We start from the raw sequence: 11,838 nt of genomic DNA on the forward strand, positions 1-11,838 counted from the left end.
AGCGGGAAACGCATATTTTGCCATAAAGTTTGAGTGTTTTTGTCGGTTATCAGACGTAATAACCAATGAAGAAAACGAAGCTACTGGCACAAATAGCAAACGCTAAGTGTTATTTAGGTATTTTTTTAGCTCTGGGATGGGCTGTGTCGTAGACCTTGGCTAGATGCTGAAAATCGAGATGGGTATAGACCTGGGTGGTCGAAATACTTGCGTGACCGAGCATTTCTTGTACTGCACGTAGGTCGCCACTCGATTGGAGCACATGACTTGCGAAGCTATGGCGCAAAACATGAGGATGCACATTGCCATTAATGCCAAGCGTTAGTGCCCAGTGCTTAACACGATATTGCACAGCCCGGGCAGAAAGTCGTTGTCCGTTTTTATTCAGAAACAGTGCGGGTTCATCAGGGGAAGCGAGACTGGCACGCTGCTGTATCCAGGTCGAAAGGGCTTCAAGTGCACGAGTCCCGACCGGCACGATGCGTGTCTTGGATCCTTTACCAGTGACTTTTACGGTCGCATCGGCCACATCAAGACCGTCTACATCTAAACCGACCAGTTCAGCCAGACGTAATCCGGAGGAATAAAACAACTCGAGGATGGCTTTATCCCGAGTGCTGAAAATATCCTCAGAACTTTCAATCTCCATCAACCTTGCAGCCTCATCGGTTGAAAGGGCTTGTGGCAGTTTTTTAGGAGATTTAGGGGGACGGATACCAATACAAGGATTTGCGCTAAAACCATGACGACGTACTAGGTAGTCGAAAAAACCGCGCCACGCCGACAAGCGGCGTGCTATTGAGGTGCCGGATAGGCCTTTCCCATGCATCGTTCCAACGAAACGACGGATATGTTGCGGGGTTAACTCAGCTAAAGGAGTCTGATCTGCTAATTGCAGCAGGACACGAATATCGCGAGCGTAGTTATCACTGCTGAGGGGACTTAGCCCGCGTTCGTGTGCAAGATATGCGAGGTAAGAGGGGAGATAATCCAATTAGAGGATATAGCGAAGCAGGGCTACGCTGACTAGTTCACCGATTCGTTTCAGGTATAGCGTGCCCATTTCGGGATAGAAACGGTGTTCATCCTCGCTCGCCATTACCAAAAGACCGAAAGCGCTTTCTCCGCGCAAAGCAACCATAGCAAAGGATTTCAGAGGAGCATTTACTTCATCGAACCAATTGCTGATATCGAGCCCGGGACGGTGGCCACAGTAAGGTGTGCTCAAAGTATTCGCCCAATCGCGAATTTCAGCGCTGACATCATTGAATTCGGCATTGTCGGCATCGGTTTGATCTTGAGGAGCAGCCCACAAGCGCATGGCAACGTGAGGCACTTTGAAATCTTCACTCAGGTTATGCGTGACCATCGAAGCCAGTGCCTCGAAGTTTCTTGCCGAAAGCAGGCCTAGGCTGAGGCGGTGAACGCGCTCACCAATGGCATCGTTTTCCTCACCGAATTGAATGAGTTCATGGAGCTTGGACTCCAACACGCGAATCTTGTCGCGCAATGCCACTTGCTGGCGCTCAACCAGGGATACCGCAACTCCACCGTGTTGGCTTGGCAAGACGATTTCTGACAGCAGGAAACCGTTACGTGAGAAAAATTGCGGGTCCGCGCGCAAAAACTGGACGATGTCCTGATCGTTAAGTTCCATTCAAGCTCCTAATTCAATTTCACCGCTAAATACTACCACTGCAGGCCCCGTCATCAGCACCGGATGGCCTTCGCCTTGCCAGCGAATGCGCAAATCACCGCCGCGAGTCGATACGGTAACATCGGCATCTAATAACCCGCGCGCCATGCCTGATACAGCGGCTGCGCAAGCGCCTGTGCCGCAAGCCAAGGTTTCGCCAGCGCCTCTTTCGTATACCCGGAGACGGATATGGCTTCGATCGACAATTTGCATGAACCCAGCATTTACACGGTTGGGGAAGCGCGGATGATGCTCGATCAGAGGGCCTTGTTGGGCAACTGGAGCGGTGTCGAGATCGTCGATAATTTGAACGGCATGCGGGTTTCCCATCGAGACAGCGCTGATTTCGATTGACGACCCATTTAGCTCGAGGGGATAGGTCAGGGATTGGGTGGGTGCCTGGAAAGGAATGGCGGCAGGTTCAAAAACAGGAGCCCCCATGTCCACAGTGACTAACCCGTTGGATTCAAGCCGAGGAACAATAATGCCTCTAGCCGTTTCCACGCGAATCTGATGCTTGTCGGTAAGGCCTTGGTCATGCACAAACCGAACAAAACAACGAGCTCCATTGCCGCATTGCTCAACCTCGCTCCCGTCAGCGTTGAAGATGCGATAACGGAAATCGACCTCAGGCGAAGTAGGGCGCTCAACGAGCAACAATTGGTCGCAGCCGATGCCAAAATGACGGTCCGCTAATTGACGGATGACTTCTACCGAAAGGCTGAAGGACTGGCGAATGCCGTCAAGGACGATGAAATCGTTCCCTAGTCCCTGCATTTTTGTAAATTTGAGTTTCATGATACCGCCGCTGGTGGTTTGGGTGCTCCACGTGGAACCTTCCAACGTGGGTAACTCCATAAATACTGATCGGGTTTCCTGCGAATCAAGTCTTCGATAGCCCCATTCATACGCTCGCTGGTTGACGCTGTGCCTTCAGGTTGAACCTCGAAATGCACGATATAGCCGCGTCCCCATGGTAAACGTTCGCCGAAGGCCGTAACAACGACAGCATCGGTGGAGGCTGCAAGACGGTTGACCAGGGTCATTGTATAAGCTGGACGGCCCAAAAAGGGAGCCCATTCGCCCTCGCCGGTACTAGGTACCTGATCAGGAAGGATACCGACCGCATGGCCCTTTTTCAAAAACTGCAGCAGAGTACGCACACCTTTGAGGTTGGTAGGTGCCAAAGTCACCTGACCACGCTGCCGACCAGCAATGATCAATGGTTCCAGTGTGACCTTGCGAGGAGGGCGGTAGAGTATGCCGATGGGGTGGCGGGAGGCATAAAGCAGCGAAGTAATTTCGAAGCAGCCTAAATGCGGTGTTAGAAAAATAATGCCGCGGCCTTGCGCGAGAGCAGTTTCCACATCATCCCAGCCATTGCATTGACGAACCCAATCGAGGACGGAGAGGTAGGGACGAAACCAGATGGCAAATGTTTCAACCATGGCTTTTCCGGATTCCCCGATGTTTTTCCGAAGGATGCGACGAAGTTCGGCTTTATCTTGAGATATACCGCTAGCTTTAAGATGATTTCGAAGGCGACTGGCATATTGGGGAGAGATTAGATAGATGCTCCAACCGAGGACGATTCCCAGAAAGTGAATCAAGGGAAGCGGAAGACGCGCGAATAAGCGCAACAACCAGGTAAGCACTGTTTTCTTTTGTCTGGCAAGGAATTTTGCTATTCTAGCAAGCTTTTACGCAGTCCTGCAGACCAATAAAACCATGAGCGATTACCTCTTCACCTCGGAATCCGTTTCCGAAGGACATCCCGACAAGGTCGCCGACCAGATTTCCGATGCCATCGTCGATGCGATCCTGGCGCAAGACAAGCACGCACGTATCGCGGCAGAAACCTTGTGCAACACTGGACTGGTGGTTCTGGCCGGGGAAATCACGACGAGTGCAAACGTCGATTACATCAATGTTGCACGTGAAACCATCAAGCGCATCGGTTACGACAATACCGAATACGGTATCGATTACAAAGGCTGTGCTGTGCTGGTGGCGTACGACAAGCAGAGTCCTGACATTGCCCAGGGTGTGAATGCTGCTTACGACGACAACCTCGACCAGGGTGCCGGCGACCAGGGCTTGATGTTCGGCTATGCCTGCGACGAAACGGCTCAATTGATGCCGTTGCCGATCTGGCTTTCGCACCGTATCGTCGAGCGTCAATCGCAACTGCGTAAAGACGGCCGCCTTGCTTGGCTGCGTCCCGATGCCAAGTCGCAAGTGACGGTGCGTTACGTCGACGGGAAGCCGGAATCCATTGATACCGTGGTTCTGTCGACACAACATGCGCCGGAAATGACGCTGGAGCAGATCCGTGAAGCGGCTATCGAAGAAATCATCAAGCCGGTGCTGCCTAAAGAGCTCATCAAGGGCGAGATCAAGTATCTGGTGAATCCGACAGGCCGTTTCGTTATCGGCGGCCCGCAAGGTGATTGCGGTCTGACTGGCCGCAAGATCATCGTCGATACTTACGGCGGTGCTGCTCCGCACGGCGGCGGTGCATTCTCGGGCAAGGATCCTTCCAAGGTGGACCGTTCCGCTGCTTATGCAGGTCGCTATGTGGCCAAGAACATTGTCGCTGCCGGTTTGGCATCGCGTTGCCTGGTGCAGGTGAGCTACGCCATCGGCGTTTCCAAGCCGACCAGCGTGATGGTGGAAACTTATGGTACCGGCAAGATCAGCAACGAAAAGCTGACTCAGCTGGTCCAAGAGCATTTCGATCTGCGTCCGAAGGGCATCGTACAGATGCTCGATCTGCTGCGCCCGATCTATCAGAAGACGGCAGCTTATGGTCACTTCGGCCGCGACGAGCCTGAATTCAGCTGGGAGAATGCCGACAAGGCTGCTGCATTGCGTGCCGCTGCCGGTCTGTAAATTCGAGTCCTTTTGAATTTAATTCTGGAGAAATCCTGAAGACTTAACACTTCAAATATTTACCATTCTGCCGAGGGGCGCTGCGACCAATAATGGCCAGGCTCGGCGGAGTGGAACATCGTAACAACGGCGCCCGTTCATTTATAAGGAACTGACAAATGAACGCGGGTGCCAACTTCACCGACTTCAAAATCGCAGATATGTCCCTGGCCGACTGGGGGCGCAAGGAAATTCGCATCGCCGAGACCGAAATGCCGGGCCTCATGGCGATTCGCGAAGAATTTGCCGCAAGCCAGCCGCTCAAGGGCGCACGCATCACCGGCTCGCTGCACATGACCATCCAAACCGCAGTGCTGATCGAGACGCTGATTGCACTCGGTGCACAAGTGCGTTGGGCTTCGTGCAATATTTTCTCTACGCAAGACCATGCAGCTGCTGCCATCGCTGCGGAAGGCATCCCTGTTTTCGCCGTCAAGGGCGAATCGCTCGAAGAATACTGGGAATACACCCACAAGATTTTCGAATGGGCTGACGGCGGCTATTCCAACATGATCCTGGACGACGGCGGCGATGCCACGCTGTTGCTGCACTTGGGCGCACGTGCCGAAAAGGATATTTCCGTACTGGGCAAGCCAGGCAGCGAAGAAGAGCGCGTACTGTTCGCCGCAATCAAGGCGAAATTGGCTTTGGATGGCAGCTGGTACTCGACCCGTCTCGCTCAAATCCAGGGCGTGACCGAAGAAACCACGACCGGCGTGCATCGCCTGTACCAAATGCATGAACGCGGTGAACTCAAGTTCCCGGCAATCAACGTCAATGACTCGGTCACCAAGTCCAAGTTCGACAACTTGTACGGCTGCCGCGAATCGCTGGTCGACGGTATCAAGCGCGCGACCGACGTCATGGTTGCCGGCAAGATCGCCGTGGTGGCTGGTTACGGCGATGTGGGCAAGGGCTCAGCCCAAGCGCTGCGTGCTTTGTCCGCACAAGTGTGGGTTACCGAAATCGACCCGATTTGCGCATTGCAAGCGGCAATGGAAGGCTATCGCGTCGTGACCATGGATTATGCTGCTGATAAGGCTGACATTTTCGTGACCGCGACCGGCAACTACCATGTCATCACCCATGACCACATGGCCAAGATGAAGGATCAGGCCATCGTCTGCAATATTGGCCACTTCGACAACGAAATCGATGTTGCCTCCATCGAAGGCTATCAGTGGGAAGAGATCAAGCCGCAAGTCGATCACGTCATTTTCCCCGACGGCAAGCGCATCATCCTGCTGGCCAAGGGTCGTCTCGTGAATCTGGGTTGCGCAACTGGCCATCCTTCCTATGTGATGAGCTCGTCTTTCGCCAACCAGACCATTGCGCAGATCGAGCTGTTTACGCAATCCGCCAAGTATCCGGTGGGTGTTTACACCTTGCCTAAGCACCTGGACGAGAAGGTTGCTCGTCTGCAACTTAAGAAGCTCAATGCGCAACTGACCGAGCTGACCGATCAGCAAGCTTCGTATATCGGTGTAGCCAAGAACGGCCCCTACAAGGCCGATCACTACCGGTATTAAGCAAATGACTCGGCTGCAACGTGTTTACAGCTTCGAGTTCTTTCCGCCCAAGACACCTGAAGGCATGGCTAAACTGCGCGAGGCGCGTAAGCAGCTCGCGCAGTTGAACCCGAAGTTCTTCTCCGTGACCTTCGGTGCGGGCGGCTCGACGCGTGATCGAACCTTGGAAACGGTGGTGGAAATCCAGTCTGAAGGGTTGGAGGCAGCGCCGCACTTGTCTTGTATTTCTTCTACACGAGAAGAAATCCTGGCGATACTCGAACAATATAAATCCCACGGGATTCGACATATCGTCGCTTTGCGCGGCGATTTGCCCTCTGGTGAAATGAGTGCGAGCGATTTTCGCTATGCCAATGAGTTGGTTGAGTTCATTCGAAGCGAAACCGGCGATTATTTCGAGATCGAGGTCGCGGCGTACCCGGAGTTTCATCCGGAGGCACCTTCTGCCAAGGTCGATTTCACGAACTTCAAGCGTAAGGTGGATGCTGGTGCCAACGCTGCGATTACGCAGTACTTCTACAACGCGGATGCGTATTTCCGCTTTATGGAAGAGTGCGATGCGGCGGGTATTCAGATACCGGTTTATCCGGGGATCATGCCAATCTACAACTTCGCTCAGCTCTCGCGTTTTTCCGCCGGATGCGGCGCTGAAATTCCTCGCTGGCTGCGTTTACGGATGCAGGATTACGGGGATGACCTGGCTTCGGTCAGAGCGCTGGGCCTGGATGTCGTGACGGAACTGTGTGATCGCTTGCTAGCGGGAGGCGCTCCCGGCCTGCATTTCTATACCATGAATCAGGCTGGAGCGATTTCGACGCTGTGGCAGCGCTTGGGGCTCTGATCGACCCCCCTGGCAGCTGTTATCTAGCTACCTTTGATCGAAACTTGAAGCTCGATTTCTTGTAGCGTTTTCTGTAATCCCAAGCGTTTATTGATGTTAAGAATGATGGGGGCGCGGCTATTAGCTTGCACCCCCATCTCATTCTTGTAGAGAATAACCGCGAGTAGTAACTCTTCCCCAGGCTCGGCTTCCAACAGCGCCTGCTCTTCTTCTGACAAGGTGACGTCGTAATTCAGATTCAGCAAGGACGGATCGGTCACCGAGAAAAGAATGTCCGCTTCGTCCAGAGACTGCAGCCAAAAAACGCTGGGCTTGCCTTCCTCGTGAAAAAGCTTGTACTGCGTGCATTTATCAAAAGGCGCAATGCCACGGGGAAAGCTGACGACGGTTTGTGGATCGATGTCCACAACCTCCGAGCCAAAGCGGGTCAGGGTAAATTTCATATTCTTCTAGTGCAGTGTGTGAGGTGTCTGGTTAAAAAGAGCATCTTCGACGAACAGGTAGTCGCGGGCCTTGCCATGGCGCCAAAGCACCATGAGCGAAATCCATTTTGCTTGATCCAGCGAAATATCGCTTTCAGTGAGCGCCATTAACCGATCAATCACGATTTCGCGTTCTAGCGGATTCATCACTCCAGCCTGTTCCAGAAACATCACAAAGCTGCGGCTTTCGGCCCCGATCTTCTTGAGTTCATCTTGGGTGTAGATGCGATTGGCTGCTTGTGTGGTTGTCGCGCTAGTGCTGTAGGACTGGTCGGCCAAAGCGGCTAGGTCGCTAAACCAGGTAAACGCAAGCGAAATATCTTCGCTGTCGAAACCGGCTGCCGCTAATTCTTTGGTTAGTGTTTGCTCATCGGTGGGAACATCGGATTCGATGTAGTTTTCGAACAGATAGACGAGAAGTTCGAACATGATATTTTCCTAAAAGATTTGCAAAACTTGGTGCTTCTTGTCTGTTACCGCTACATGCAAATCTGGGTCCGGTAACTGACATTGCTGCTTATCCTGTTATTCCGGTTTGTCTTTCTTTATCAAGTGATGCGTTGGAACCGGCCACCAGGCAGGCTGGCAATGCTTCCTTCTAGCTCCAGTGTCAGCAGCTTCGCCGAAAGCTGGTCGCTCGTCAAGCCGCTGAGGCGGATGAGTGTTTCGCTATCCATCACTTCGAATCCCATGACCGAAAGCAAAGTATCTTCTGCCTTAGCTGTTTCAAACGCTTGTTCATGACGCGCCATAACATGACTAAATTCATCCAAGATGTCATGAATGTTATCGACCAATTTCGCACCTTGTTTAATCAGCTGGTGGCATCCCTTGGATAAGGGCGAATGTATAGAACCTGGAATGGCAAAAACCTCACGGCCTTGTTCCGCTGCCAGACGCGCAGTAATGAGTGAACCGCTCTCGGGGTTGGCCTCGACCACCAATACTCCTCGAGAAAGGCCGCTGATCAGCCGATTACGGCGAGGAAAGTTATGGGCTTTTGACGGTGTGGATAGTGGGTATTCCGATACCAATACGCCTTTTTCGACGATTTGATGTGCCAGTTCACGGTGGCGTGAAGGATAGACGATATCGAGACCTGTGCCGACCACTGCAATGGTCGAACCTGAGCCTTTTAATGCACCCACATGCGCTGCGCCATCGATTCCGAGGGCCATCCCGCTCGCTACACACCACCCGGTCTCGCTTAAGGCTTGGGCGAAAAACTCCGCATTTTTTAAGCCTTGAGGGGTGGCGTGGCGACTACCGACAATGCCGATTGTTGGTGCATTAAGAAGTTTGGTATTCCCCTTGGCATAGAACAGCACTGGCGGATCAGGAATCTCCAAAAACGCCTGAGGATAGTTTTTGTCACCCAGTGTAATGAGATGATTGCCCTTGATTTCCAGCCAAGCAAGAGTTTGATCGATAAGTGGGCCATGAGGGCCGGTACCGATAGCAGAAGCGATTTCTGCGTTGACCACTTGCCTCAGGTGGGAAGCAGAAGCTGCATAAATTTGTTGAGGAGAGCCGAAAGCGGCGAGAAGGCGACGATAGGTCTCGCCGCCAAGTCCCGGAATAAGTGATAAACCGATCCAGTCGCGCGCTTCTTCTTGCGGAAGCGTCATAAAGCGAATCTCAGGGGTTTTGCACCCAATCGTTTACATGCATGGGCCGTTCGGATTGCATAACCAAGGCATAAGAGACGTGCTCGAAAGTGCGGAACACCATTACCAGCCCGGCTCGCTCATCAGGAAGCTTGATTGTGTCAGGCTCGTCCGCATCGTCCTTGCGCCGATTGACGATCAGCTTACCGTCTTCGCCGCGTTTGATATCCAGATTCACCTGAGGAATATGGTCCCGCGGGTCTTGCTCCTGTTTGGTTTTCTCGCGGGCAATGACTTCACCGTCGCTGAATACCGCAAGAACGTGACCTTCTTCAAGACCATCGCTGCTACCGCGATTGATGGTGACTATATTGTCACGACCGATCTCGGAAGCGCCGCTGTAGGATGTCAAGATACGACCTTTGACTTCGCTGTCTGGCGCATGCGGAACATAGCTGCTGATTTGCGTGTCGGACGCAGGTACGAGTTTATCTCCCGCATTGATATCTTGCTTGGAGCGCGTGATAGTAACTGTGGCGGGTTCGCCGAATCGAACTACTTTTGCATCGCCCAGATAGATCGCTTCATAACCAAGCGACTCCTTGGTATCGGGGTCGACCAACTTTTCACCAGGGCGGTAGATTTGCCAGGTTTGCTGGTCGCCGTCCTTGATGTTGCTGACGTAAGCGCGGTAGCCAGAGCTCAAGACTAAGCGGCCTTCTGGAGCGCCGATGATTTCAGGAGCATCATGCAGTTGCTGTTCCTCGACGATGAGAGGTTGACTCAAGAACGGCGCGATGACACTTGGCGAAATCGGTGGAACGGCAGCCTGATCAAGCGGCTCGACAATGACATTGGGTTCCAGCTGAACGGTCTGGCGCAACAGTCGCAGTTCGGGGTGTCCGCTACTGGTATCGAGTACAACAACGTCGCCCGGATAAATCCAGTGGGGGTTTTTGATCTGGGCGCGGTTCATCTTCCATATTTGGGGCCAACGCCAAGGATCTTTCAGAAACTTGCCGGAAATGCCCCAAAGGGTATCGCCTTTTACGACGACATAACGGTCAGGATGATTGGGTTGTAACTTAAGCTCATCAGCAAGCGAAGGGGTCGCGATGCCGCAAAGCATCAGCAGCGTTATAATTCGCTTTTTCATTAGGGCACCTCGGCCTGGGTATTTGCGAAATCGGTTTAGATTTTGCATCTAATTAATTCAATAGGCAAGCTTTTATGGCTATTCTTCAGATTCTGCATTATCCCGACGAAAGACTGCACAAAGTCGCTGCCCCGGTTGTCAGCGTCGACGACAATATCCGCCGTTTAGTCAGGGACATGGCGGACACCATGTATGCTGCTCCCGGGATTGGGCTTGCCGCTACTCAGGTGGATTTTCACCAGCAAGTGATTGTGATCGATATTTCCGAAGCTAAAAATGACTTGATGGTGTTCATCAACCCCAAGCTCGTCAATGCTGAGGGCATGCAGGAATACGAGGAAGGGTGCCTTTCAGTGCCCGGTGTCTATGAACGAGTAAAACGACCGGAGAAGGCTACTGTCGAGGCCCTCGACATTAACGGTCAGCCATTCACGCTAGAAACCGATGGATTGCTCGCCGTATGCATCCAGCATGAAATGGATCATCTCAAAGGCAAAGTCTTCGTCGAATACCTGTCGCAACTCAAGCAATCGCGCATCAAACACAAAATGAAGAAACGTTTGCGCGAAACCATGTAAAAAGACGTTCTTAGCCGGGATATATAAATCTCGGCTCGACGCATGAAACCACTCTATGAAACTAATCTACGCCGGAACCCCGGAATTCGCCGTGCCTGCGCTGGCCAAACTCATCGCAGCAGGCCATGAAGTTGCTTTGGTCCTAACCCAACCCGATCGCCCGGCCGGGCGAGGCATGAAGCTCAAGGCCAGCCCAGTCAAAGAGCTTGCATTGCAACACGGCATCCAAGTCTTCCAGCCGGAAACACTGAAGCCCGAGGATGTGCAGGCAAGAATCTCCAGTCTTAATGCAGATGCAATGATCGTCGCTGCATATGGGCTGATTATTCCGAAAACGGTTTTGGATATGCCTAAACTGGGTTGTTTCAACATCCATGCCTCTTTGCTACCACGGTGGCGCGGCGCGGCGCCAATTCAACGTTCTATCCTGGCCAACGATGCCGAAACCGGAGTGACCATCATGCGCGTGGTACCGGCGCTGGATGCAGGCGCCATGCTGAAAAAGGTTGCCGTACCTATTACCGAGAACGACACGGCACAAACCCTGCACAATACATTGTCCGAAGTCGGGGGCGCACTTATGGTCGAGGTGTTGGCGGAGCTTGATCATCTTGAGGCGGAGGAACAGGACGAAAGCCAGGTTACCTATGCGGCAAAGCTGCTCAAAACGGAAGCTCCCATAAACTGGCATCAATCTGCCGACGAGCTTGCGCGCCAAGTCCGCGCATTTAACCCCTTCCCTGTGGCACAGGCCGTTATGAAAGACGAAGCCTGGCGGATTTGGTTTGCAAGGGTGACCCAAGGCAGCGGTTTACCGGGCGAAGTTATTGCGGTGAACGACGGTATTGTGGTTGCTTGCGGAACTGGAGCATTGCGCATTGAAGAGCTGCAAAAACCCGGCGGTAAACGAATGAGCTGGAAAGACTTCATCGGCGGGGCTCAGCTTAAGCCGGGGGACCGCTTTGAGACTTGAATTTTTAGCGCATAGCGCCATCTAAATGCGGGATAAGCCCATTTT

The 11,838-nt window shown here is 52.8% G+C and carries 13 protein-coding genes and 1 riboswitch; of the genes, 5 read left to right on the forward strand and 8 right to left on the reverse strand.

Annotated elements, in window-relative coordinates:
* Positions 1-109: 109 nt before the first annotated feature.
* The 4 genes from xerC to NMK_RS06680 are packed head-to-tail and all read right to left on the reverse strand — an operon-like array spanning position 110 to position 3,351.
* Entirely contained in the window at positions 110-994 is an 885-nt protein-coding gene (gene xerC / locus NMK_RS18425; protein ID WP_181376181.1) for a tyrosine recombinase XerC, read from the reverse strand.
* Positions 995-1,657 (reverse strand): DUF484 family protein, encoded by a 663-nt coding sequence (locus NMK_RS18430; RefSeq protein WP_181376182.1) that lies wholly within the window; start codon positions 1,655-1,657, stop codon positions 995-997.
* Positions 1,658-2,494 (reverse strand): diaminopimelate epimerase, encoded by an 837-nt coding sequence (gene dapF, locus NMK_RS06675; RefSeq protein ID WP_109014958.1) that lies wholly within the window; start codon positions 2,492-2,494, stop codon positions 1,658-1,660.
* Positions 2,491-3,351, reverse strand: a complete 861-nt coding sequence (locus NMK_RS06680) for a lysophospholipid acyltransferase family protein (protein WP_109014959.1) — start codon at positions 3,349-3,351, stop codon at positions 2,491-2,493. Before NMK_RS06680 ends, dapF begins: the two co-directional genes overlap by 4 nt.
* Positions 3,352-3,424: 73 nt before the next feature.
* Between NMK_RS06680 and metK the strand changes: the two genes are divergently transcribed.
* The 3 genes from metK (at position 3,425) to metF (ending at position 6,997) form a co-directional block, all read left to right on the forward strand.
* Positions 3,425-4,588 carry a methionine adenosyltransferase gene (metK, locus tag NMK_RS06685; RefSeq protein ID WP_109014960.1) on the forward strand — a complete coding sequence of 388 codons (1,164 nt, stop codon included), beginning with the start codon at positions 3,425-3,427 and terminating at the stop codon, positions 4,586-4,588.
* A gap of 66 nt (positions 4,589-4,654) precedes the next feature.
* A riboswitch (S-adenosyl-L-homocysteine riboswitch) is annotated at positions 4,655-4,730 on the forward strand.
* A 16-nt stretch (positions 4,731-4,746) separates the two neighbouring features.
* On the forward strand, positions 4,747-6,156 hold the full coding sequence (gene ahcY, locus NMK_RS06690) for an adenosylhomocysteinase (protein ID WP_109014961.1): 1,410 nt from the start codon (positions 4,747-4,749) through the stop codon (positions 6,154-6,156).
* A 4-nt stretch (positions 6,157-6,160) separates the two neighbouring features.
* Positions 6,161-6,997: a methylenetetrahydrofolate reductase [NAD(P)H] gene (gene metF / locus NMK_RS06695; protein ID WP_109014962.1), complete on the forward strand. Its 837-nt coding sequence runs from the start codon at positions 6,161-6,163 to the stop codon at positions 6,995-6,997.
* Positions 6,998-7,020: 23 nt separating this feature from the next.
* On the opposite strand, the gene fliW is transcribed toward metF, so the two are convergent.
* From fliW to NMK_RS06715, 4 genes are all read right to left on the reverse strand, one after another.
* The gene (gene fliW, locus NMK_RS06700; protein WP_109014963.1) at positions 7,021-7,440 is read right to left on the reverse strand and encodes a flagellar assembly protein FliW; all 420 of its coding nucleotides are present in this window, start codon (positions 7,438-7,440) and stop codon (positions 7,021-7,023) included.
* A gap of 6 nt (positions 7,441-7,446) precedes the next feature.
* On the reverse strand, positions 7,447-7,908 hold the full coding sequence (locus NMK_RS06705; protein ID WP_109014964.1) for a Smg family protein: 462 nt from the start codon (positions 7,906-7,908) through the stop codon (positions 7,447-7,449).
* Positions 7,909-8,027: 119 nt separating this feature from the next.
* Positions 8,028-9,107, reverse strand: a complete 1,080-nt coding sequence (dprA, locus tag NMK_RS06710) for a DNA-processing protein DprA (protein WP_109014965.1) — start codon at positions 9,105-9,107, stop codon at positions 8,028-8,030.
* A 10-nt stretch (positions 9,108-9,117) separates the two neighbouring features.
* Positions 9,118-10,242, reverse strand: a complete 1,125-nt coding sequence (locus NMK_RS06715; protein ID WP_109014966.1) for a LysM peptidoglycan-binding domain-containing protein — start codon at positions 10,240-10,242, stop codon at positions 9,118-9,120.
* Positions 10,243-10,316: 74 nt separating this feature from the next.
* Between NMK_RS06715 and def the strand changes: the two genes are divergently transcribed.
* Together def and fmt are read left to right on the forward strand one after the other, a co-directional pair.
* Positions 10,317-10,820 carry a peptide deformylase gene (def, locus tag NMK_RS06720; RefSeq protein ID WP_109014967.1) on the forward strand — a complete coding sequence of 168 codons (504 nt, stop codon included), beginning with the start codon at positions 10,317-10,319 and terminating at the stop codon, positions 10,818-10,820.
* A 55-nt stretch (positions 10,821-10,875) separates the two neighbouring features.
* The gene (fmt, locus tag NMK_RS06725; RefSeq protein WP_109014968.1) at positions 10,876-11,793 is read left to right on the forward strand and encodes a methionyl-tRNA formyltransferase; all 918 of its coding nucleotides are present in this window, start codon (positions 10,876-10,878) and stop codon (positions 11,791-11,793) included.
* Positions 11,794-11,838 lie beyond the last annotated feature (45 nt).

The organism is Novimethylophilus kurashikiensis, from assembly GCF_003112435.1.
GTDB lineage: Bacteria > Pseudomonadota > Gammaproteobacteria > Burkholderiales > Methylophilaceae > Novimethylophilus > Novimethylophilus kurashikiensis.

Bases quoted from the DNA above. Each gene is read 5' to 3' on its own strand.
- NMK_RS18430 (WP_181376182.1), bottom strand. From the start codon at position 1,657: ATGGAACTTAACGATCAGGACATCGTCCAGTTTTTGCGCGCGGACCCG.
- dapF (WP_109014958.1), bottom strand. From the start codon at position 2,494: ATGAAACTCAAATTTACAAAAATGCAGGGACTAGGGAACGATTTCATC.
- metK (WP_109014960.1), top strand. From the start codon at position 3,425: ATGAGCGATTACCTCTTCACCTCGGAATCCGTTTCCGAAGGACATCCC.
- ahcY (WP_109014961.1), top strand. From the start codon at position 4,747: ATGAACGCGGGTGCCAACTTCACCGACTTCAAAATCGCAGATATGTCC.
- metF (WP_109014962.1), top strand. From the start codon at position 6,161: ATGACTCGGCTGCAACGTGTTTACAGCTTCGAGTTCTTTCCGCCCAAG.
- fliW (WP_109014963.1), bottom strand. From the start codon at position 7,440: ATGAAATTTACCCTGACCCGCTTTGGCTCGGAGGTTGTGGACATCGAT.
- NMK_RS06705 (WP_109014964.1), bottom strand. From the start codon at position 7,908: ATGTTCGAACTTCTCGTCTATCTGTTCGAAAACTACATCGAATCCGAT.
- dprA (WP_109014965.1), bottom strand. From the start codon at position 9,107: ATGACGCTTCCGCAAGAAGAAGCGCGCGACTGGATCGGTTTATCACTT.
- NMK_RS06715 (WP_109014966.1), bottom strand. From the start codon at position 10,242: ATGAAAAAGCGAATTATAACGCTGCTGATGCTTTGCGGCATCGCGACC.
- def (WP_109014967.1), top strand. From the start codon at position 10,317: ATGGCTATTCTTCAGATTCTGCATTATCCCGACGAAAGACTGCACAAA.
- fmt (WP_109014968.1), top strand. From the start codon at position 10,876: ATGAAACTAATCTACGCCGGAACCCCGGAATTCGCCGTGCCTGCGCTG.